The organism is Rhizobium leucaenae USDA 9039 (assembly GCF_000426285.1).
Classification (GTDB): domain Bacteria; phylum Pseudomonadota; class Alphaproteobacteria; order Rhizobiales; family Rhizobiaceae; genus Rhizobium; species Rhizobium leucaenae.
The window spans coordinates 83008-106311 of record NZ_AUFB01000010.1; the positions used below are offsets into that span (position 1 = coordinate 83008).

The 23304-nt window shown below is 59.0% G+C and carries 18 protein-coding genes; 14 read left to right on the top strand and 4 right to left on the bottom strand.

Features of this window, described 5'->3' with window-relative positions; all coding sequences use genetic code 11:
• Positions 1–161: 161 nt before the first annotated feature.
• Positions 162–1907, top strand: coding sequence for an ankyrin repeat domain-containing protein (locus tag K290_RS0116785; RefSeq protein WP_028753004.1), 1746 nt, complete (start codon positions 162–164; stop codon positions 1905–1907).
• Here K290_RS0116785 and K290_RS0116790 read toward each other — a convergent pair.
• Both K290_RS0116790 and K290_RS0116795 read right to left on the bottom strand, forming a co-directional pair.
• On the bottom strand, positions 1867–2562 hold the full coding sequence (locus tag K290_RS0116790) for a hypothetical protein (RefSeq protein WP_245276565.1): 696 nt from the start codon (positions 2560–2562) through the stop codon (positions 1867–1869). The two genes, K290_RS0116785 and K290_RS0116790, sit on opposite strands and share 41 nt — an antisense overlap.
• A gap of 308 nt (positions 2563–2870) precedes the next feature.
• The gene (locus tag K290_RS0116795; RefSeq protein WP_028753006.1) at positions 2871–5183 is read right to left on the bottom strand and encodes an NADP-dependent malic enzyme; all 2313 of its coding nucleotides are present in this window, start codon (positions 5181–5183) and stop codon (positions 2871–2873) included.
• Between the two features lie 228 nt (positions 5184–5411).
• On the opposite strand from K290_RS0116795, the gene K290_RS0116800 reads away from it, so the two are divergent.
• The 7 genes from K290_RS0116800 (at position 5412) to K290_RS0116830 (ending at position 12693) form a co-directional block, all read left to right on the top strand.
• Positions 5412–6167: a glycerophosphodiester phosphodiesterase gene (locus K290_RS0116800; protein WP_028753007.1), complete on the top strand. Its 756-nt coding sequence runs from the start codon at positions 5412–5414 to the stop codon at positions 6165–6167.
• 112 nt (positions 6168–6279) lie between these two features.
• Positions 6280–7086 (top strand): UDP-2,3-diacylglucosamine diphosphatase, encoded by an 807-nt coding sequence (locus K290_RS0116805; protein ID WP_028753008.1) that lies wholly within the window; start codon positions 6280–6282, stop codon positions 7084–7086.
• Between the two features lie 167 nt (positions 7087–7253).
• Complete coding sequence (locus K290_RS0116810; RefSeq protein ID WP_028753009.1) at positions 7254–8474, top strand: MFS transporter; 1221 nt, start codon at positions 7254–7256, stop codon at positions 8472–8474.
• 152 nt (positions 8475–8626) lie between these two features.
• Positions 8627–9787 (top strand): ABC transporter permease, encoded by a 1161-nt coding sequence (locus tag K290_RS0116815; RefSeq protein ID WP_028753010.1) that lies wholly within the window; start codon positions 8627–8629, stop codon positions 9785–9787.
• Positions 9788–9799: 12 nt separating this feature from the next.
• The gene (locus K290_RS0116820) at positions 9800–10663 is read left to right on the top strand and encodes an ABC transporter ATP-binding protein (protein ID WP_028753011.1); all 864 of its coding nucleotides are present in this window, start codon (positions 9800–9802) and stop codon (positions 10661–10663) included.
• A gap of 9 nt (positions 10664–10672) precedes the next feature.
• Positions 10673–12043 (top strand): MlaD family protein, encoded by a 1371-nt coding sequence (locus K290_RS0116825; protein ID WP_028753012.1) that lies wholly within the window; start codon positions 10673–10675, stop codon positions 12041–12043.
• Positions 12044–12081: 38 nt separating this feature from the next.
• Entirely contained in the window at positions 12082–12693 is a 612-nt protein-coding gene (locus tag K290_RS0116830) for an ABC-type transport auxiliary lipoprotein family protein (protein ID WP_051264117.1), read from the top strand.
• 7 nt (positions 12694–12700) lie between these two features.
• Here K290_RS0116830 and K290_RS0116835 read toward each other — a convergent pair whose 3' ends face one another.
• A complete protein-coding gene (locus K290_RS0116835; protein ID WP_028753014.1) occupies positions 12701–13099 on the bottom strand; it encodes an SRPBCC family protein in 399 nt (132 codons plus the stop codon).
• A gap of 288 nt (positions 13100–13387) precedes the next feature.
• Between K290_RS0116835 and gndA the strand changes: the two genes are divergently transcribed.
• Positions 13388–14815, top strand: coding sequence for an NADP-dependent phosphogluconate dehydrogenase (gene gndA / locus K290_RS0116840; protein WP_028753015.1), 1428 nt, complete (start codon positions 13388–13390; stop codon positions 14813–14815).
• Positions 14816–14882: 67 nt separating this feature from the next.
• On the opposite strand, the gene K290_RS0116845 is transcribed toward gndA, so the two are convergent.
• The gene (locus K290_RS0116845) at positions 14883–15917 is read right to left on the bottom strand and encodes a LacI family transcriptional regulator (protein ID WP_028753016.1); all 1035 of its coding nucleotides are present in this window, start codon (positions 15915–15917) and stop codon (positions 14883–14885) included.
• A gap of 448 nt (positions 15918–16365) precedes the next feature.
• Here K290_RS0116845 and K290_RS0116850 point away from each other — a divergent pair, with 448 nt between their 5' ends.
• The 5 genes from K290_RS0116850 to K290_RS0116870 all read left to right on the top strand — a co-directional run bounded on the left by K290_RS0116850 (position 16366) and on the right by K290_RS0116870 (position 23277).
• Positions 16366–17601 (top strand): ABC transporter substrate-binding protein, encoded by a 1236-nt coding sequence (locus K290_RS0116850; protein ID WP_028753017.1) that lies wholly within the window; start codon positions 16366–16368, stop codon positions 17599–17601.
• 214 nt (positions 17602–17815) lie between these two features.
• Entirely contained in the window at positions 17816–18721 is a 906-nt protein-coding gene (locus tag K290_RS0116855; protein WP_028753018.1) for a carbohydrate ABC transporter permease, read from the top strand.
• Positions 18714–19649 (top strand): carbohydrate ABC transporter permease, encoded by a 936-nt coding sequence (locus K290_RS0116860; RefSeq protein ID WP_028753019.1) that lies wholly within the window; start codon positions 18714–18716, stop codon positions 19647–19649. Before K290_RS0116855 ends, K290_RS0116860 begins: the two co-directional genes overlap by 8 nt.
• Positions 19650–19652: 3 nt before the next feature.
• The gene (locus tag K290_RS0116865) at positions 19653–20744 is read left to right on the top strand and encodes an ABC transporter ATP-binding protein (protein WP_028753020.1); all 1092 of its coding nucleotides are present in this window, start codon (positions 19653–19655) and stop codon (positions 20742–20744) included.
• 55 nt (positions 20745–20799) lie between these two features.
• Positions 20800–23277, top strand: a complete 2478-nt coding sequence (locus K290_RS0116870) for a beta-mannosidase (protein ID WP_028753021.1) — start codon at positions 20800–20802, stop codon at positions 23275–23277.
• The last annotated feature ends 27 nt before the right edge of the window (positions 23278–23304 follow it).

A 23304-nucleotide genomic window follows, 5' to 3' on the forward strand; every position in this document is an offset into this window, starting at 1 on the left:
CTGGACAGGTCAGACGGCTCGCTATAAATTCCGGATCGTTCACAGGGCGCATCCGATCCGCGGGAAGGGCAAGGCCCACCTGATGCATAGAACGTAAGACTGCCACACCTCTTTTCAGTCTGTGGGCGCGGATACCGGACGTGAATGAAAGGAGGTCTTTCGTGACCACGCGCTCTCTGGCAGGCAATGCCACTGTCGATTCCCTGAAAAAGCAGGCTAAGGCTTTTCTGAAAGCCGTTCATTCCGGCGATGTATCGGCACGCGGTCGGGTCCAGCCGTATTTCGCCAATGCTGCCGAAGTCGGGCTTCAGGACATCCAGCTTGTTCTTGCCCGCGAATATGGCTTCTCAAGCTGGACAAAACTCAAAGCGCATCTGGAAAGCGCCAATCGTGAGCAAACGCCTCGCGATCAGCTCACTAACCAATTCCTGTCGCTGGTGACCGTTTCCTATTTCTCTCATATTCCAGCCGATCCGGCACGCTTCCACGAGGCAATGCAATTGCTGGATGCTAACCCGGAAATCGCTGGTGACAGTATCCACATTGCGGCGGCGCTCGGCGATGCTGCCGGCGTGACGCGCTGGCTCGATCGTCGGCCACAACTCGTTGATCTGAAAGGCGGGCCTTACGATTGGTCGCCCTTGCTCTATGCCGCCTATGCTCGCCTGCCCGGCCGCTCCAGCTTGCCGGCGGCGCGGGTCCTGATCGAGCGTGGAGCAGATCCCAACGCCTTCTTCGTCCACAGCGCTCAATATCGCTTCACGGCACTGACCGGTGTTTTCGGCGAGGGAGAAGCCGGCAAGGTCAGGCAGCCGCCGCATCCCGACTGCGAGGCTTTTGCGCGCCTATTACTTCACGCCGGCGCGGAAGTGAATGACAGCCAGGCGCTCTATAACCGGATGTTCGAGCCTGACAATTCCTGCCTGGAATTGCTGCTGGAATACGGGCTCTCCGCAGTCGACAAGAACAATTGGCTGGTGCGCGAAGACGGTCTGATGGTGGCGAATTCGCAGACGGTGTTCGACTATCAAATGGCTTGGGCCTGCGAGAAGCGCATGGGCGCGCGCGTCAGGCTGCTCGTCGAGAATGGGGCTGACGTCAACAAGCCGGTCAATGGCCGAACGCCGTTCGAATGGGCACGGATCCGTGGCGACAAGGATCTTGCGCTATACCTTGTACAGAAGGGCGCTGTTGCCGTTCGGCTCAAGCCAGAAGACTTGCTCTATATCGAGATCATGGGCGTCGATCCGATAAGAAGGATGGGGGCTGAGTTCGACATTCCGGAAGCGATGCGGCGAGCCCACCCCGCGATGCTGCACGAAGCGGCGGGGGACAATGCCTTCGAGCCCGTCCGCCGGATGCTTGCTCTTGGCTTCGACGTCAACGCCATGACCAGCCGCACGCCGCTGCATGAGGCCGCTCTGCATGGCCATATCGATATGGCGAAGCTGCTGATCGAACATGGGGCCGACACCGCCATCCGCGATCCCTATTACTATGCACCGCCGATCGATTGGGCGGAATACAACGGCAAGGAGGAGATGGTCGAATTCCTGAAGACGCAGCCCCTCGATGTCTTTGCCGCTGCCGTCTTTGGCCAAGTTGAGCAATTGGCCGCGCATCTAAATAAACATCCTCACCAGATCGACGCCCGCTTCGGCGATTTCCGCCCTCACGGACAGGCGAGCGCAGATCGCGACTGGTTGACGCCGCTTGGCTTTGCGATCCTCAATGGCCAGGCTGATGCGACGCGCCTCCTGCTGGAGCGCGGCGCCGATCGTTCTGTGAGAGATGCATCCGGCCGCTCATATAGAGATCTGGCTTGGGAGACGGGCAATGAGGCGGTCGTCTCGCTGCTCAAAGCGCCTACTGCGCCGGCTGCGGACCGGCCGCTTTCGGATGTTTGAGATCGATGCCGCCTTGGTCGGTCGCGAGGAATTGCGGTCCGACCTGGCGCACCTTGTTTGCCGAGGGATCGTAAGGCCGGTCGGCTGGCATTTGTTTGGGTTGAATCTGGGTGATCGCCGGAGCTGAAGTTACCGGCATCTGCCGTTGCGGCTGCGTCGCGTCCGTCTGGGGCTTCAGAGTCTCGATTGACGTGATCGAGCTTTCTGGTTGCGCGAACGACTGCTCTTCAGGCGCGTAAGGCTCCGGTTTCAGGCGGGTGTTGATCACGGTGTCCGGCTCGGCCGACGCCGGGGCGTTGCAGCCATTGCGTTGCATGGTAGCTAGCAATTGGCGCCGTTGTGCCCCTTCGGCGTCAACGCGAGTCAAGCTCAGTTCGCGTTCATCCATCAGTGAACTAAGATCCTGCTGCATTCGGTCCAGCGATTTCTGCATCTCATCGCAGGCGCCACTATCCCCGGAGCTGGAACCGAAGATCACCACGCTGTCTGAAGAGCAGCCCTGATTGCGCATATCGCTCTTTAGCTGCCGGATCATGAGATTCTGCTGGGCGATAGCCCGCGAAAGCTGCCGCGTCTCGGCGCTGGCGCCGACAACTTGCGTGATATTGGCATACCGGCCGTGCAGTTCGTCGCAGAGTGTATTCGTCTGCGCCAAAGCGGGCGATGCGACGAGCAGGGACAACAAAAGACAGGAGAAGGAATTTCTGCCGCGGTTCACGATTTTGCTCTTCTAAAGCGGTTCGACTTTGAAAAACGATACAGCGTGGAGCTTAACAACGTACCTAGCAGAAATACGTTTTCGGTGGGAATATCCTCTTTCGAAGTGTTCGAAGACGGAGCGGGTACCACCTTTGTCCCCGTCCGGTGATGTCACCAGGGAGGTCGTTAGCAACACGGTCAAAAGCTGGCCGTGAAGAGCCTGTCGGCGGCCGTCCTAGAAGACGGCCGCGACGAGGATGTTCGTCAATTTGGCTGAGACGCCTCGACCACAGCAAGGGCCGCCATGTTGACGACGCCGCGCGACGTGACGGAGGGCGACAGGATGTGGGCGGGGAGCGCCGTGCCGAGAAGGATCGGGCCGACATGCAGGCCGTCGGTCATGGTCTTGACCACGCCGAGGGTAATGTTGGCGGCGTCGAGATTTGGGAAGACCAGCAGGTTTGCTTCGCCGGTAAGCGTGCTGTCCGGCATGACATGGCGGCGCAGGCTTTCGGAAATGGCGCTGTCGCCATGCATTTCGCCGTCGACTTCCAGCTCCGGTGCCATTTCGCGGACAAGCGCCAGGGCATCGCGCATCTTGGTCGCGCTTTCGGACTCCCGCGAACCGAAGTTCGAGTGCGAGACCAGGGCGGCCCGTGGCGAAATGCCGAAGCGTTTGATTTCTTCGGCTGCCAGCACCGCCGACTCGGCGATCTCCTCGGCATTCGGATTAAATGTGACATAGGTGTCGGTGTAGAAGGTCGCGCCTCGCTGCGAGATCAGCAGGCTGAGCGCCGAGAAGTCGCGGACATCGGGGCGTTTGCCGATGATCTGGCGGACGACGCGCAGATGGCGCTCGTAACGGCCTTCGAGGCCGCAGATCAGCGCATCGGCTTCACCGCGCTTCAGCGCTAGGGCGCCGATGACGGTGGTGTTGGTGCGCACGATCGTTCGCGCCGCTTCCGGAATGACGCCGCTGCGGCCGACCAGCGAGAAATAGAGATCGACATATTCGCGGAAGCGCGGATCGTCTTCCGGATTGATGACGGCGAAATCGGTGTTGGGCCGGATCTTCAGGCCATAACGCTTCAGGCGGGTCTCGATAACCGACGGACGTCCGATCAGGATCGGAGCGGCGGTGCCTTCTTCAAGAAGAACCTGGGCGGCGCGCAACACGCGCTCATCCTCGCCTTCGGAAAAGACGACGCGCTTGCGCTCTGCAGTTTTCGCGGCGGCGAAAATCGGCTTCATGATGAAGCCGGAGCGGAAGACGAAACGGTTGAGCTCGTCCATATAGGCGTCGAAATCGGCAATCGGGCGCAGGGCCACCCCGCTTTCGGCCGCGGCTCTCGCAACGGCAGGCGCAATGCGCAGGATCAGACGCGGATCGAAGGGCGAGGGGATCAGATAATTCGGCCCGAAGACCGGCGTTTCGCCGGTATAGGCGCGTGCCGCGACATCGGACGGCTCCTCGCGGGCAAGCGACGCGATGGCGCGCACCGCCGCCATCTTCATTTCCTCATTGATCGTCTTGGCGCCGCAATCGAGCGCGCCCCGGAAGATGTAGGGGAAACAGAGGACGTTGTTGACCTGGTTCGGAAAGTCCGAACGGCCGGTACAGATCATCGCGTCCGGCCGGGCGGCGCGGGCGAGATCCGGCATGATTTCAGGCGTCGGATTGGCGAGCGCCATGATCAGCGGCTTTTCCGCCATCTGCTCCAGCAGTTCCGGCTTCAGCACGCCGGCAGCGGAGAGGCCGAGAAAAACATCGGCGCCGGGGATCGACTCGGCAAGCACGCGCTTATCGCTCTTCTGCGCATAAACGGACTTCCATTCGTCCATCAGCTCGGTACGGCCCTCATAAACGAGGCCCTCGATATCGTGGACCCAGATGTTTTCGCGCTTGGCGCCGAGGATGACTAGCAGGTTGAGGCAGGCAAGGGCCGCCGCGCCAGCGCCGGAGGCGACGATCTTGACGTCCTCGATCTTCTTGCCCGCCAGTTCCAGTCCGTTGAGAATAGCGGCGGCGACGATAATGGCGGTGCCGTGCTGGTCGTCATGGAAGACTGGAATCTGCATCTTTTCGCGCAGCCGACGTTCGACGTCGAAGCACTCGGGCGCCTTGATGTCTTCCAGATTGATGCCGCCGAAGGTCGGCTCCAGTGCGGAAATCGTGCTCACCATCTCATCGACGGTGGGTGCGGCGATTTCGACGTCGAAGACATCGATGCCGGCGAATTTTTTGAAGAGTACAGCTTTGCCTTCCATCACGGGCTTGGAGGCAAGCGGACCGATATTGCCGAGGCCGAGGACGGCCGTACCGTTGGATATGACCGCGACCAGATTGCCGCGCGAGGTGTAATCGAAGGCCGTTTCCGGATTGTCGCGGATGGCAAGGCAGGGCGCGGCAACGCCGGGAGAATAGGCGAGCGCCAGATCGCGCTGATTGCCGAGCGGCTTCGTTGCCTGGATTTCCAGCTTGCCGGGACGGGGATAGCGATGAAAGAAGAGAGCCTGATCGTCGAAATTGCCGCTCGCCATGTTCTTGGCTGACTTCGATGTGTCGTGCGTATCCATTACGCTCCTCCATTCCTGCGCGCTTGCGTTCGAGTCCCCTGCATACATCAATCATCCGGGGTGCACAGTATGCAATTGACGCAAAGAGAAGGTTTTTTGTCGCGTCGTTTTCATAATTGTTTTTCCTATCTAGAAAGGCTGAATCTCGGCCCGATGGTAAGCAAAGGGCGAATGCGTCACACGGGGGTCAGGGCGCTGGCCTATGAGGGCAAAAACAGAGGAACGCCCATGACCCTCATCGCTTCCCATCGCGGCGGTACGCATCTGTGGCCCGAAAATACGCGGCTTGCCTTTTCCGAAACCGCCAAGCTCGATGTCGATCTCGTCGAATTCGACGTGCACCAGACGCGTGACAACAAGCTCGTCATCCACCACGATGCGCTGATCGACCGCATGACGGATGGCAAAGGCGCGATCGCCGATTTCAGCTACGACGAACTGATGCGGTACATCGTCATCGGCAGTGGTGGCGAGACCATTCCGACACTTGCCGAAACCATCGACATATTCGGGCCGTCCGCGGTCGACCTTCGGTTGGAGATCAAGACGAGGCAGGACGACAAGCCTTATGAAGGCATGGAAGGCCCCATTGCGGACGAGCTGCTGGCGGCCGACATGCTGCAGCGGACGATGGTGACCAGTTTCGCGCTCCCGCGCCTCGAAGCCTTCAGCATCGCGCTGGAGGAACGTGGCCTGAATGCCGGCGAACTTCTCGGCCTCATCTTTCTCTGTTCGCCGCTGATGGTCGCGCAAATCGGCTGGAGAGGCGTCATTGCCGTGCTTGGCCGGTTTGGCGTCCGCGAAATTGCCTTGCGAGCCGAGTCCATCGATGCCGAGGTAATGGATCTCTTTGCGAAAAACGGTGTGACGGTGCATGGCTGGGCGGCCCATACGAGCGAAGCGGCAAAGGCGATGTTTCGCCTCGGAGTCGCCAGTTTCACAACCGATCGGCCGGATCTCGCCATAGCTGCAAAGCACGGCTGATCTTCCGCGATAAGCCTATCGCACAGGATTTGTCATCATCCTGAAACACGAGTCTGGTTTTGGAATAGCTAACGTAGGATAGGGCACGGACATAGAGTTCGTGAATGAAAACATGAATGTCAGGCGGTTTCGAACGCTATTCATTTCTGACGTGCACCTGGGCTCGAAAGCAGCCAAGGCGGACTATCTGATCGATTTCTTGCGCCATCATGAAGCGGATACAATTTTCCTTGTCGGCGACATCGTCGACGGCTGGCGGCTGAAGCGCACGTGGTACTGGCCGCAGGATTGCAATGACGTGGTGCAGAAGCTGCTGCGCAAGGCGCGCAAAGGCACTCGCATCGTCTATATCCCCGGCAATCACGACGAATTCCTGCGCGATTTCCCCGGCATGCATTTCGGCGGCATCGAAGTGGCCGAGCGTGCGATCCACGAGACGGCTGACGGCAAGAGGTATCTCGTCCTGCACGGCGACGAATTCGACGTCGTCGTCCGCAACGCCCGTCTGCTCGCCTACCTCGGCGATTGGGCCTACGACATGGCGATCCTGATCAATGTCGGCCTTGCCGCGGTTCGCCGCCGCCTGAACATGCCCTACTGGTCGTTCTCGGCCTGGGCGAAGCTTCAGGTCAAGCACGCGGTCAATTTCATTGGCGAGTTCCAGCGCGTAGTGGTCGAAGAGGCCAAGCGCAACGAGGCCGATGGCGTCATCTGTGGCCACATCCATCATGCCGTCATCGAGGATTTCGAAGGTATCCGCTACATCAATACAGGCGACTGGGTCGAAAGCTGCACGGCAATTGCCGAGCATGAAGACGGCACTTTCGAGCTGATCACGTGGCAGTCGATCACCGAGGTCCAGGCGGTCGGCGCCGCAGTGGAGGATTTGCCGAAAGCGCTCGGAGCGCAGGCGGCGTAATTTGGCGCCGCTTCACGGATCCGATAACGGCCGGTCACAATTATTGATCATTTCAGCCTGACGACAGGTTCGTATTTTCTCCGAAACGTTACGGACGGGCTATTTCTCGCCATAGTCGTATCCACGATGGAATGGTAGGGAACAATCGGTTTCCCTTCAGGTCTGTCATGATTCCCGCGACAAAATCTCTGCAGGGCGAGGGCGCGCCTTCGCATTTTCGTTTGCGCACCGCCTTGTCCTATTGTGCTCCGTTGTTCGTCAACGGCATCGCTCTTCCGTTTTTTCCCGTCTGGCTGGCGGGACTGAATTTCGGTGACCGCGAGATCGGGCTTATTCTCGCGGTGCCGATGGTGGTGCGCGTTCTCGTGGTGCCCATTGTCGGCATGCTTGCCGATCGCGTCGAAGAACGGGCCAATGTGTTGTTCTGGTCGGGCGCGCTGTCGCTGCTGACGGCGATCGCGCTTTACTGGACGAGCGATTTCTGGCCGGTTCTGCTGGTCTACGGCATTCAGGGAGCGACATACGCACCTTACGTGCCCGTGGTGGAATCGATCGCCATTTCCGGCGTGCGGCGCTGGGGTTTCGATTACGGCTCGATGCGGGTATGGGGATCGATCGCTTTCATCTTCTCCACTCTCGTCGGCGGCCAGATGATCCAGAAATGGGGTGGCAGCATGGTTCTGCCCACCATGGTCGGCGGCTTCTTCCTGACAACCATGATGGCCTTCTTCTGTCCGCGCATCGGGCCGACACGGCGGCGCAATCAGCCGACTAATTTGCAAGCGCCGACCGGCAGCAGCCTGCGCTCACCGCAATTGTTGATCACCATGATCGGTGTGTCGGTGCAGCAGTCGAGCCATGCCGTGATGTACACATTCGCATCGATCTATTGGCGAACCCTCGGTTTTTCCGGCACGCAGATCGCCGTCCTCTGGAGCATAGGGGTAGCGGCGGAGGTCATGGTCTTCTTCTTGTCGAAGGTACTCAGCCGCCGCTTCAGTGCCTGGACGCTGATTTTCTTCGGCTCGAGCATGTGTATCCTGCGCTGGATATTGTTTCCGATCAACTTCGGTTTCGCCGGCTACTTCGTACTGCAATGTTTTCATTCCTGCACCTATGCCTGCGTCCATACCGGCATTCAGCGCCGCATCGTCGCCTCTGTACAGGAAACCCAGGAGGCTTCGGCCCAGGGGTCCTATTTCTTCTATAATGGTATGTTTCTCGGGCTTATGACCCTGGCGTCCGGCTATCTCTACGCATGGCTCGGCGTTTCCAGCTATTATGTCATGGCCGGCGTCGCCGCTTTCGGCCTCGCTACGGTGATGCTTGCCCGCAATCTTCAACCCCGCAGTTCCGGGTTCGGCGAGACGGCGCGCAAGGCCTCTTGAGCGGCGCGGAACGAATTCATTTGGATATCAAAATGCTATGGCATATTTTGACATCGGCTTGGCATGGAAATCGCCTATGCACTCGGATATTAACCATTGCGTCGAGCTGGGATTCCTGAGTCGGCGATCGTGACGCAAGACCTGAAAGACGCATGAGCTTGAAAGCAGCCGAACAAAACCCCGACGGACCGAGGATCGATGACGAGCCGGATGGCAGCGGGCATCGCTATCGGCTGGAAGGGAATTGGCGCAGCGCCAATGTGCATGGCGTGCTGCGGCAGATCGATCAGCTTACGAAACGGCGCGGCGGCGGTCAGGTGGTGATCGACCTTTCCGATCTCTCCGATGTCGATACAGCCGGAGCGCTGTTGATCCGTCGCCTCAAAGAGAGCCAGGAAGCGCACGGCGCGAGCGTCCGGATCGACGGTTCCAATCCCCATATCGACGAGCTACTGACGGCCTTTACCGAAGACACGGGTAACAAGGTCGTTGAGCCCAGGTCAAAGGCATCCTTAGCGGAGCGGATTCTCGCGCCGATCGGCGAAAGCGTCTACGATATCTGGGGCAATCTCGTCGCGGCCATGTATATTCTCGGCTCGGCGGTGCGCGGCGCGCAGCTCAAGTTCGGGCGCGGCAGCGGTGTTTCGCCGGCTTCGATCGTCAATCAGATCGACCATATGGCCGTGCGCGCCGTGCCGATCATCTTGCTGATGTCCTATCTGATCGGCGCGATCATCGCGCAGCAGGGCGCATTTCAGCTTCGCTATTTCGGCGCCGAAGTCTTCGTCGTCGACCTCGTCGGTATCCTGCAATTGCGTGAAATCGGCGTGCTTCTGACCGCGATCATGATCGCCGGCCGTTCGGGCAGCGCCATCACCGCCGAAATCGGTTCGATGAAGATGCGCGAAGAAGTGGATGCGCTGAAGGTCATGGGTCTCAATCCGATCGGCGTTCTGATCTTCCCGCGACTGGTCGCGCTGACCGTCGCGCTGCCCTTGCTGACGATCCTTGCCAACTTCGCCTCGCTCTTCGGTGCAGCGACGGTCGCCTGGGCCTATTCCGGCATCACCTTCGCGACCTTCATTTCGCGCCTTCACGAAGCAATCAGCCTCTCCACCGTCATCTCAGGCATGATCAAGGCGCCGTTCATGGCATTGGTCATTGGCATTGTTGCGGCCGTCGAAGGGCTGAAGGTCGGCGGCAGCGCCGAATCGCTTGGCCAGCATGTGACCTCATCGGTCGTGAAGTCGATTTTCGTGGTGATCCTGATGGACGGGCTATTTGCCATGTTCTACGCAGCGATCGATTTCTGAGGACCGGCAAGGATGAGCGCGCTTCACTCGGAAATTTCGATGGATAAGGATGAGCGGGGCAGAGACGTCGTGCTGTCGGCTCGGGATGTCACCGTCGCTTTCGGATCGAAAGTGGTGCTCGACAAATTGAACCTCAATATTTATCGCGGCGAAATCCTTGGCTTCGTCGGCGCTTCCGGAGCGGGCAAGTCGGTGCTGCTGCGCACGGTACTGCGGCTGCTGCCGCGCCGTTCCGGAGTCATCGAGATTCTCGGCGCAGACTACGACAAGCTCTCCGAGCCGGAACGCAACAGGCTCGACATGCGCCTCGGCGTGCTCTTTCAGCAGGGCGCGCTGTTTTCCTCGCTGACGGTGAAGGAGAACATCCAGGTGCCGATGCGGGAATATCTCGATCTGCCGCAGGCCCTGATGGACGAGCTGGCGCATCTGAAGATCCGTATGGTTGGTCTGGCCGCCGATGCCGCCGACAAATATCCGTCCGAGCTTTCCGGCGGCATGATCAAGCGCGCCGCCCTTGCCCGGGCTTTGGCGCTCGATCCAGACCTTGTTTTCCTGGACGAACCGACTTCCGGCCTCGATCCGATCGGCGCGGCGGAATTCGACGAACTGATTGCCAAGCTGCGCGATACGCTCGGCCTGACCGTCTATATGGTCACCCACGACCTCGATAGCCTTTTTTCCGTTTGCGACCGTATTGCCGTTCTCGGACAGAAGCGGGTATTGGTGGAAGGTACGGTTGAGGACATGCTTGCTTGCGACGATCCTTGGGTGCAGTCGTATTTCCGGGGCAAGCGCGCACGCTCGATCGTGCCGACGGGAAGGGGCGGAGATCGCAAAGACGACAACGGCGCAGGCGCCCACGGCCGCGAGAAGTGACTGGAAACTATGGAAACCAAAGCCAATTATACGATCGTCGGGTTCTTCACGCTGCTGGTCATCGCGGCCGCCTTCGGCTTTGTCTATTGGATGGCGGAATATGGCCGCGGCGGTCCGATGGCCGAGCTGGTCGTCCGCATTCCCGGTTCGGCAAACGGCCTCAGCGTCGGCTCGCCTGTTCGCTTCAACGGCATTCAGGTCGGCTCCGTACAGGGGCTTTCGATCGATGCCGACGATCCGAACTATTCGCTGGCCTTTACCGAGGTGCGTGCCGATGCACCGGTCTATACGTCCACCAAGGCCATTCTGGAAATCCAGGGCCTGACGGGTGCGGCCTATATCGAGCTTTCCGGCGGCCGCAACGGCGACGAGAACATCCTCAAGCGGTCGATCGAAACCGGTAAGCGGGCGGTATTGCTCGCCGATCAATCGAGCGTGACCAACCTGCTCACCACCGCTGACAAGATCCTGAACCGCGCCAACGACACGATCGGCGACATCCAGGGCTTCATCTCCGATTCCCGTGGTCCGCTGACGGATACGGTGCGCAACGCCCAGAAGTTCTCCAAGGCGCTGGCTGACAATTCCGATAATATCGACAAATTCCTCGCCAGCGTCGGACAGCTCTCCGATACCATCAAGAGCGTGTCGCCCCGCGTCGAATCGACACTGGATGCGATCGAGAAGCTGGTGCGCGCCGTCGATGCCAATAAGATCAACGATGTCGTCAGCAATGCCGACAAGATCACTGCCAATGTGGCTGACGCGACGACCGATCTGAAGGCGACGATTGCGTCCTTCAAACAGACTGCCGATACCTACACCACCTTCGGCCAGAATGCGCAAAAGACCCTGGACCGTGTCGATACGATCATAGCGCAAATCGACCCCAACAAGGTGAAGGGCTCGATGGACGATATCGCCGAGGTGACCAAGGACGCCAGAAAGGCGGTCATATCGATCCGCGATGTCGCCAATTCGGTTGCCGCCCATCAGCAGGATATCGACCAGACGCTCTCCAATGCCAAGGATATTTCCAACAAGCTGAATTCCGCCTCCAACAAGGTTGACGGTATTCTCACCAAGCTCGACTCGCTGCTTGGCTCCGATGACACGAAGTCCCTGTTTGCGGAAGCCAAGGACACACTCCAATCCTTCAAGACGATGGCGGACAATCTCAACGCCCGGATCGGACCGATCGCCGACAACCTGCAGAAGTTCTCGAGTGGTGGCTTGCGCGACGTGCAGACTCTCGTCAATGACATGAGAGGCACAGTTAATAATCTCAACAACACTATTACTAATTTTGACCGCAATCCGCAGCGCCTGATTTTCGGCGGTGATACCGTCAAGCAATATGATGGCCGGGCGCGGCGTTGATGAGAAGCAATTTTGGGGCTGCAAGGGATAGGCGGAATATGGTTGGCTGCGTTTCGCGTGGGCGTTATCAGGTGTATCGAAAGGCAGCGATCGTTCTGCCACTGTTTGCAGCCTTGCTTAGCGGCTGCGGTTCAGCCGCCGTCAACGACACATATGATCTTACCGCCTCGGTCAAGGCGAGCGGCCCGTCAATGAAGCGCCGGCAAATCCTGATACCGCAGCCGACGGCGCTGCAGCCGCTCGACAGCAACCAGATCGTCATCCGCGTTTCGCCCCGGGAGATTCAATATCTCAGCAAGTCGCAGTGGAGCGACAAGCTGAGCCGGATAGTGCAATCGAAATTGGTCGAGGCCTTTGAAAATACTGGCAAGCTTGGCGGCGTCGGCGTGCCGGGGCAGGGGCTTGCGATCGATTATCAGATCGTCACCGACATCCGAGCTTTTGAGATCGATGCGGCGGCAAAATACGCCACCGTCGAAATATCGGTGAAAATCCTCAATGATCGCGCGGGCACGATCAAGGCGCAGAGCGTCTTTCGTAAGGTCGTGCCGGTCGGCGGCGGCGGCAATGCTGATTTTATCAAGGGGCTCGATACTGCCTTTGCAGGCGTGACGGCGGAGATCGTCGATTGGACGTTGCGCTCGCTTTAGCGGCTCCCTATCGTTCCATCAGGGACTTCAATGTGCCGAGGTCCTTCCTTATGTGAGCCGCGTCTGCGGCGAATTGCTCGTCGGTCATTCCTGGCAATCTCAGCAGCGTGAACATGACCTCGCAGCCATCGCCATTCGGCACGACCCGCAGCGCGTTGTGAACCTTCAAGCCGGATTCGACCGTCACCGTGTGATCGATGACGCCGAATTCGTTGCGGGGCGCGAAGCTGACGCGGACGGTGCCGAGAATGCCCTTGGCAACCCAATCCTCGCCATCCTGTTCCAAGCCAGATGCGAGGCCCGAGGCCCAAAGCGGCATGTTTTCCGGCCGGCCGGCAAAGCCATAGACTTCCTTCCAAGGTCGATCGATGGAGATATGGACGATCTTTGCGGTCATGGTCGACATGCATGCCTCCTCCTGTATATTTGTCTTTTGCGAATTGGCACGGACCGGCTGAATGGAAAGGCCTGGTTCGTGAAGAATCCTGGAGCATTCTTGCACGGTCCTGCAATGGAGACGATTCGAGGTCGGCAAAGGCTTGCCGTTTCACGCCCGGAGTGCAACAACATCGGCTAACGCAGAGCCCGAAAATCGGAGTCGGTTTTCGGGTTATGTGTCATTTCAAAGTGTTACTGCGTCCTTCGCCCGTGCTTTGGCCGTGCAGCGCAGTACGCAGCCCACTGGAGGATTGTCGTGGAAAAGGCAGAAATCGGACTGATCGGTCTCGCTGTCATGGGATCGAACCTGGCGCTCAACATTGCCGAAAAGGGCAATAAAATCGCGGTGTTCAACCGCACGCCGCAGGTGACGGATGAGTTCTATGCGAACGCCGGTGCGCTGAAAGACAAGATCATTCCCTGCAAGACGATCGAGGAGTTCGTCGAGGCGATCCGTCCGCCGCGGCCAATCATCATCATGATCAAGGCCGGCGAGCCTGTCGACCAGCAGATGGCGGCCTTGCAGCCGCATCTCGATAAGGGCGACATCATGATCGACGCCGGCAATGCCAATTTCCGTGATACAATTTCGCGTTTCGACCGTCTCAAGGATACCGGCCTGACCTTCATCGGCATGGGTGTCTCGGGTGGTGAGGAAGGGGCGCGCCATGGTCCGTCGATCATGGTCGGCGGCACCGAAGAATCCTACAAGCGCGTCGAGAAAGTGCTGACGTCGATCGCTGCCAAGTACAAGGACGATCCGTGCGTCGCCTGGCTCGGCAATGACGGCGCCGGCCATTTCGTCAAGACCATCCATAACGGCATCGAATATGCCGACATGCAGATGATTGCCGAGATCTACGGCATCCTGCGCGACGGCCTCGGCAAGAGCGCGGCCGAGATCAGCAGCATCTTCGGCGAATGGAACAAGGGCCGGCTGAACTCCTACCTGATCGAGATCACTGAAAAGGTTCTGGCCGCCAAGGACCCGGAGACCGGCAGCGCCATGCCCGATATCATCCTCGACAAGGCCGGCCAGAAAGGCACCGGCAAGTGGTCGGCGATCGAGGCTCAGAACATGGGCATCCCGGCAACCGCTATCGAAGCCGCCGTCGCGGCTCGCAGCCTCTCTGCCATCAAGGGGCAGCGCGAAGCAGCTCAGGAGATTTTCGGCACGCCGGATTACAAGTTCCCAATAGGCTTTGGTCCCGATTTGCTGAAGGATCTGGAACTGGCGCTCTTTGCGGCGAAGATCGGTGCCTATGCACAAGGCTTTGCCGTGATGGCGGAAGCCTCGAAGGAGTTCAACTGGTCGCTGCCGATGCCGGTCATTGCCAAGATCTGGCGTGCAGGCTGCATCATCCGTTCCCAGTTCCTTGATGAAATCACCAGCGCCTTCACAAAGGCGCCGGATGCCGCCAATCTGATCGTCACGCCGGCCTTCGCCGCCATGGTCAAGGAATCGATCCCGTCGCTGCGTCGTATTGTTTCGGCGGCCACGGCTTCCGGCCTGCCGGTTCCGGCTCTGGCTTCGGCGCTGACCTATTTCGACGCCTACCGCCAAGCTCGCGGCACTGCGAACCTCATTCAGGCGCAGCGGGATTTCTTCGGCGCACATGGCTTCGACCGCGTCGATGGCAAGGACATCCATCACGGCCCGTGGGGCAGTGGTGCGAACGGCTGATCCGACGCTTCGGATTGAAGAGACTGAAGGCCCGCCGGATACCCCGATGGGCCTTTGTTCCTGGAAGTCAGTTCTTTGGCCAGATGGGCGGGCTGATGCTTTGCAGCAATTCAGGCTCGACGCCGTCTATGCGTGCAATGACCACCTTGCCGAGTTCCCGACCGGCCTGGCGAAAGTCCTCGAGGATCGAAATGATCTCCGGCCGTATCCAGCTTAGCACGTCGGTCGATTGCTTGGCGACCATATCGATATCGCGGCCGAGGCGAAAACCGGCCGCTTCGAGGCCGGCATTGACGGCGATAGCGCCGGCGCTGCTGGAACAGACGAAGCCGTCAGGCGCATGGGGGGAACGCATCAGTTCCTCGACCGTATCCTTGATTTCGGCAAGCGTCGTGTCCGTGCTGGCCCTCAGCGGAACTTCCTGGGCGTTGCATTCGCGCAGTCCCGTTTGAAAGCCGATCTGGGTGTGCAGGTAATAGGTGAGTTTGCCCGGCGGCTGCAAAAGCGCGATGCGCCGCCGCCCCTTGGCGACCAGGGCGCGCACAGCCTCGCGCGCAAAAGCTTCGTTGTCGAAGTCATGGAAAGGATGGGAGATTCCCATATTCGTGCGCCCATGCGTCGCGAAAGGCATCCCGCGCTCATGCATGAGTTCCACACGCGGATCGTCCGGCTCCGTGCGCGAGATGATGACACCATCGGCCGAGCCGGTGTCCAGAATATAGCGCACGGGGACCAGCGGATCCTTGCTGTGCGAGTGCGGCGTGATGACGAGATGATATTGCGTTCCGGCCAGAACCTCGGAAATGCCGAAGACCATCTGGCTGGTGAAGCCCATGATTTCTTCGTCGATGCTGAGTACCAGGGCGATAACGTTGGTCTTCCCGGTCCTGAGGCGCACGCCGGCGCGATTGGGCTGATACCCCAATTGCCGCGCGACCATGCGCACGCGCTCCTTGGTCTCTGCGCCGATGTCAGGAGCATCTTTCAAGGCGCGTGAGACGGTGGTTATTCCGAGCCCGGTCATGAAGGCGATCGTCTTGAGGGTCGGTCGCTCGTGCCCCGATTGGGTCGCACCACCGCCCGAAATCTTCTTACTGTCCATGTCCTGCAATGCTGCCTCCCGCGACCATCCGCTTATATTGCCTGCGGTAGCTCTGCAAGCATATGCGCGATGTGGTCACTCCTCCCTCGTCTCGAAAATCTGTAACGATACAGTAGAAAAGTCGAGCGCTTTTTCTGACGTCGATAGAACCGATATAGCCGGTAGTTGAATCCACAGGTCCTGCCAAAAATTTTGCAAGTGCGAAAGGCAATTGAAAGAGGCCGATAAATAGCGAGAAGAATAATCAAATATAATCAAGATATTAAATTGCTTTGTTGCGAGGAAATGATGCGATGAATAGTCAGGCACTTTGGCTTATTTGGGCGAAGGAATGTAATCTTAAGTAGTATATTTGAGCTTGCTGAAAAATTTTGCCGGCGGGCGGTTGCGCGTTGAAAATGATTAGATTAGGTTTTTCCGGTAACGTTTCAGTGAGGGAGGAGAACTCATGAATATTCGTTTGATGGCTGTTGCACTGGCTGCTTCCGTCGCGTTGCCGCTTGGTGCGGCCAAGGCAACTGACCTTGAAGTAACCCATTGGTGGACGTCCGGCGGTGAAGCGGCCGCTGTGGCCGAATTGGCAAAGGCGTTCGACGCGACCGGCAATCACTGGGTCGATGGTGCGATCGCCGGCTCGGGCGGTACTGCGCGTCCGATCATGATCAGCCGCATCACTGGCGGCGATCCGATGGGCGCTACCCAGTTCAACCATGGCCGCCAGGCCGAGGAGCTAGTGCAGGCCGGTCTCATGCGCGATCTGACCGATGTCGCGACGCAGGAGCATTGGAAGGATATTATTCGCCCGTCGAGCCTGCTCGACTCCTGCACGATCAACGGCAAGATCTACTGCGCTCCGGTCAATATTCATTCCTGGCAGTGGCTTTGGCTTTCGAATGCCGCCTTCAAGAAGGCTGGCGTTCCGGTTCCGAAGAATTGGGATGAATTCGTCGCCGCCGCTCCCGCGCTGGAGAAGGCAGGCATCGTTCCGCTCGCAGTGGGTGGTCAGCCCTGGCAGGCGACCGGCGCCTTCGACGTGCTCATGGTCGCTATCGCCGGCAAGGACACCTACCAGAAAGTATTCGGCGACAGGGATGCCAAAGTAGCGGCCGGTCCGGAAATCGCGAAGGTTTTCAAGGCTGCCGACGACGCCCGCAAGATGTCCAAGGGCTCTAACGTTCAGGATTGGAACCAGGCGACGAACATGGTCATCACCGGCAAGGCCGGCGGCCAGATCATGGGCGACTGGGCGCAGGGCGAATTTGCCCTCGCAGGCCAAAAGGCCGGCACGGACTACACCTGCCTTCCGGGTCTCGGCGTTAACGAAATCATCTCGACGGGCGGTGACGCGTTCTACTTCCCGCTGCTGAAGGACGAGGCGAAGTCGAAGGCTCAGGAAGCTCTCGCCAAGACGCTTCTCGATCCGAAGACCCAGGTTGCCTTCAATCTGAAGAAGGGCTCGCTGCCCGTGCGTGGCGACGTGGACCTCGCATCGGCTAACGACTGCATGAAGAAGGGCCTGGAGATCCTGAAGAAGGGCAACGTGATCCAGGGTACGGACCAGCTTCTCTCTGCCGACACGCAGAAGCAGAAGGAAGACCTGTTCTCCGAGTTCTTCGCCAATCCTTCGATGACGCCGGAAGCGGCGCAGAAGCGCTTCGTCGAGATCATCTCCGCGGCCGATTGATCCGATCTTCTCGCTGTAGTGATACCGGATCCCGCTGCGGATCCGGTATCACGGGCAAGGACATGCTTGTTGCCCGGCTAACTACGGCGCTTCTCAATAGGCGGCCAACTGCACGGATGTGATGGTCGACCGCCGATGAGCAGGGAGCGGCAGGAGCTGCGGTCATTGACCGGTTCCTGATGACCGAAGCAATCGCGCTTCAGAAGGAGGTACAATGACAGGTCACGCGAAAGCCGACCGGCCAAGTCAATTTCTGCGCAATCTGAATTCGAAGATTGCATCCATTCCGATGATCCTGACAGCTGTCGTCATCTTTTTCGGCGGCACGATCTGGACGGTCGTTTATTCCTTCACCAATTCGAAGCTGCTGCCACGTCTGAGCTTCGTCGGACTGGACCAATACTACCGATTATGGGCGGCGCCGCGATGGGTCGTGTCCATTGAAAATCTCGCGGTTTACGGCATCTTTTCCCTGATCTTCAGCCTCGTCATCGGCTTTGTGCTGGCTGCGCTGATGGACCAGAAGATCCGGTTCGAGAACACCTTTCGCACGATTTTTCTTTATCCTTTCGCCCTTTCTTTCATCGTTACCGGCCTCGTCTGGCAGTGGCTGCTCAATCCGGAATTCGGCGTCCAGTCGGTGGTGCGCTCGCTCGGGTGGTCGACCTTCACTTTCGATCCGCTCTATACGCCGAGCATCGTCATTTACGGCGTGCTGATCGCCGCACTCTGGCAGGGAACGGGGCTTGTGATGTGCCTGATGCTCGCTGGCTTGCGTGGCATCGACGAGGATATCTGGAAAGCAGCACGCGTCGATGGGATCCCGATGTGGAAAACCTATCTGTTCGTCGTCATTCCGATGATGCGCCCGGTCTTCATCACAACGCTGGTCATCATCGCCAGCGGTATTGTCAAGGTCTATGACCTGGTCGTCGCGCAAACGAGCGGCGGACCTGGCATTGCTTCCGAAGTGCCGGCGAAATACGTCTACGACTACATGTTCCAGGCGCAGAACCTCGGTCAGGGATTTGCAGCCTCCACCATGATGCTGGTCACTGTCGCGATCGTCATCATTCCCTGGGCCTATCTGGAATTCGGCGGAGCGCGCAAACGTGTCTGATACTCTCAATAATGCGAACGGCAGCGCCGCTGCGACTGGCAAGACGCTCTCGGAACCCCAAGGTGCAAAGCCGCGCCGGGTGATTTCCGGCCGCAACATCATGCTCTACGGCACGCTGTTCGTTGCCGCGACCTACTATCTGTTGCCGCTGTATGTAATGATCGTCACCTCACTCAAAGGGATGCCGGAAATCCGGCTTGGCAACATCTTCGCGCCGCCGCTGGAGATAACATTCGAGCCCTGGGTGAAAGCCTGGGCAACGGCTTGTACCGGTCTCAATTGTGACGGTCTTTCCCGCGGCTTCTGGAATTCCGTGCGCATCACCGTACCGTCCACGATCTTTTCGATCGCAGTCGCTTCGGTCAATGGCTATGCGCTCGCCAACTGGCGGTTCAAGGGCGCGGATTTCTTCTTCGCGATCCTCATCGTCGGTGCGTTCATCCCCTACCAGGTGATGATCTATCCGATCGTCATCGTGCTGCGCGAAATTGGGATCTACGGCACGCTCAGCGGACTGATCCTCGTGCACTGCATCTTCGGCATGCCGATCCTGACCCTGCTGTTCCGCAATTATTTCGCATCGCTGCCCGTGGAGCTTTTCAAGGCTGCACGCATCGACGGGGCGGGTTTCTGGCAGATTTTCCTGCGCATCATGCTGCCCATGTCGCTGCCGATCTTCGTCGTTGCCATGATCCTGCAGATTACGGGCATCTGGAACGACTTCCTGTTCGGCGTCGTCTTCACCAGGCCGGAGTATTACCCGATGACTGTGCAGCTCAACAATATCGTCAATTCCGTCCAGGGTGTGAAGGAATACAACGTCAACATGGCTGCAACGATCCTCACGGGTCTTGTTCCATTGATCGTTTATTTCGTCTCGGGACGGCTTTTCGTTCGCGGCATCGCAGCCGGCGCAGTGAAGGGGTGATCCATGACCAGCAGCGTTTCCATCAAAGACCTATCGCTCGATTTCGGCGCGATCACCGTTCTGAAAAACCTCAACCTCGAGATCAACGACGGCGAATTCCTCGTGCTGCTCGGCTCGTCCGGCTGCGGCAAGTCGACATTGCTCAACTGCATAGCCGGCCTGCTGGACATCACTGAAGGGAAGATCTTCATCAAGGGCAAGAACGTTACCTGGGAGGAGCCTAAGGATCGCGGCATCGGCATGGTGTTCCAGTCCTACGCGCTCTATCCGCAGATGACGGTCGAAAAGAACCTTTCCTTCGGGCTGCGCGTCGCCAAGGTGCCGCAGGCGGAGATCGACAAGCGGATAGCGCGCGCCGCCGAGATCCTGCAAATCCAACCGTTGCTCAAACGCAAGCCGGCAGAGCTTTCCGGCGGGCAGCGCCAGCGTGTGGCGATCGGCCGTGCCCTGGTGCGCGACGTCGACGTCTTCCTGTTCGATGAGCCGTTGTCGAACCTCGACGCCAAGCTACGTTCGGAATTGCGCGTCGAAATCAAGCGTCTGCACCAGTCGCTGAAGAACACGATGATCTATGTCACCCATGATCAAATCGAGGCGCTGACGCTTGCCGACCGCATCGCCATCATGAAGAGCGGCATCATCCAGCAGCTCGACGATCCGACGACGATCTACAATCGACCGCGTAATCTCTTCGTCGCCGGCTTCATCGGATCGCCATCGATGAATTTCCTGCATGGCGAATTGGTGAGCCGTGAGGGCAAGATAGTCTTTGCCACCAACGACGTGATTTTCTCGCTGGACGGCTATGATGCCGGTGAGGCATTGGGACCGGGCCGCAAGGTCATCCTCGGTGTCCGGCCGGAGCATATCAAGGTGAACGAGGATCTCGGCCCCGATACGGAGGTGCACAATGCGACCGTCGATATCGAAGAGCCGATGGGTGCCGATAACCTGCTCTGGCTCAAACACGCCGGCCACACCATGTCGGTGCGCATCAACGGCGCGCGGCGCTTCAGCGCCGGTGCGCGTGTGAAGCTCGGCTTCGATATGTCGCTGGCTTCGCTCTTTGACGCTCAGACTGAACTCAGAATATGATCATATGAATGGAGGCGGCTCTGCCGCCTTCCTCTGCAGCGGTTCCGGAGGCCCGATGTCGTCTTCTTTCAATGGCACTTCTTTTGTCGATCTGGCTGGTCAGTGGCGGCTTACCTCGCCGGACAGCGATCATGCTCTTTCCATGCCCGTGCCGGGCGATGTCCATACCGCGCTTCATGCCGCAGACCTCATTCCGGATCCCTATTTCGGCCGAAACGAAGAGGTGGTTCAGTGGGTCGCGAAGCAGGATTGGCAAATTGAGCGCAGTTTTACGCTCGATGATGCGGAAGGCGACTGGTATCTCGACATCGACTATCTGGACACGGTCGCAAGCGTCTATCTCAACGACACGCTTGTGCTCGAAGGCGACAATTGCTTCCAGCGCTACCGGCCTGATGTTTCCAAGGCGTTGAAGGCGGGTGAGAACACCATCCGCATCCTGCTGCATTCGAGCATCAAGGCCGGTGCCGAACTCCAGGCAAAGCAGCCATTCTATATCCCCTACAGCACCGCCAATTCGCCGATCCCCAATGGCAATATGCTGCGCAAGCCGCAATGCCATTTCGGCTGGGACTGGAACATCGCGGTGGCGCCGCTCGGCCTTTACGGCACGATCGCGCTGAAGAAACTCGATACCGCCCGTATCGAGAATGTGGTCACCCGCCAGGAGCACAACGCCGACGGCTCGGTCGACCTCGTGGTGAGTGTTGCGCTGTTTGCAAAGGGCATTGGTGTCGCTCAGCTTTATTTCTCGCTTGACAACGAGCGTGTGCGGCTCGATGTCGGCGTCAATGCGGGCGAGAGTTCGGTGACCCATGTCTTCCATATCGACAGGCCGAAGCTCTGGTGGCCGGCCGGCAGTGGCGAGCAGGCGCTTTATGCACTTTCTGTCGAGACCAATTCCGAGACGGTGACGCGGCAGATCGGCCTGCGTACCGTCGAGCTGGTTACCGACGAGGATGAAGCGGGCAGCCGTTTTGCGCTCAAGGTCAATGGACGTGAAATCTTCGCCCGAGGCGCCAACTGGATCCCGGCGGATGCACTGTTTTCACGTTCGAGCCCGGCTTTGACCGAGGATCTGCTGCAATCGGCCGCCGCAGCGAACATGAACATCATCCGCATCTGGGGCGGCGGTTTTTACGAACATGACTGGTTCTACGATATTTGCGACCGCCTGGGTCTGATGATCTGGCAGGACTTCATGTTCGCCTGCAATCTCTATCCCTCGACCGGTGACTTCCTTGGGAAGGTCGAGGCGGAGGTCGGCTACCAGGTCAAGCGCCTGGCGACGCACCCGTCGATCGTGCTCTGGTGCGGCGACAATGAGCTGGTGGGGGCGCTTACCTGGTTCGAAGAATCCCGCAAAGACCGTGATCGCTATCTCGTTTCCTACGACCGGTTGAACCGGACGATCGAGCAGGCGATGAAGAAAGCCGCGCCGGATGCGATCTGGTGGCCGTCGAGCCCGGCGTCCGGCTATCTTAATTTCGGCGATGCATGGCATGCCGACGGCTCCGGCGACATGCATTATTGGTCGGTCTGGCACGAGAACAAGTCCTTCGACAACTATCGCTCCGTGCGCCCGCGCTTCTGCTCGGAATTCGGCTTTCAGTCCTACGCGTCGCTGCCTGTCATCAAGACCTATGCCGACGCCAAGGACATGAATATCGCGTCGCCGGTGATGGAACTGCACCAGAAGAATGCCGGCGGCAATGAGCGCATCGCCGGGACGATGTTCCGCTATTTCCGTTTCCCGAAGGATTTTCCGAATTTCGTCTATCTGAGCCAGGTGCAGCAGGGCCTCGCCATCAAGACGGCGGTCGAATATTGGCGGTCGCTCAAGCCGCATTGCATGGGCACCGTCTATTGGCAACTCAATGACACCTGGCCGGTGGCTTCCTGGTCGAGCCTCGATTACGGCGGGCGTTGGAAGGTGATGCATTATCTCGTGCGCGGCTTCTTCCAGCCGGTTTCGGTGGCAGCCATTCCCTCCGAGGACAACCAGACCATCCGCTTCTCGCTGGTCAACGACACCAACGAAGATGTCACCGCCGACATCGCCGTGTCGCTGCTGAAGCTCGATGGCGAGCGTGTGCCGCTGACGACTGCGCATGCGGTCTGCACGCCGGATGCGGCCGTCACCGCGCTGTCGATCGATGCCTCGAAGGTGCCGGCCGATTGCCTGTTGGCGTGGCATTTCACCGCATCGAACGGAATGGGCGGTGAGGGGCACTATGTTCACGGCACCTACAAGGCGTTGGAGCTTCGGCCCGCAGGTCTTACGGTGCTGCGCGAGGAGATCGAGGAGAACGGCACGGTAGAGCTTACCGTCACCGCAAAGGGATTGGCGCTGTTCGTGATGATCGAAAGCGAGACTGAGGGGCGTTATTCCGACAACGCCTTCGATCTTGCCGCCGGCGAAAGCCGTCGCATCGTCTTCACGCCGGCCAAACCGCTTGCCGGCAGTGTTCCCGATTTCCGCTTCTACGACTTGCACTCCAGTCAATCGTTGGCCAGCCCATCGGTGGACTGAGATATCCGGTCACCTTTTGGTGGCGAT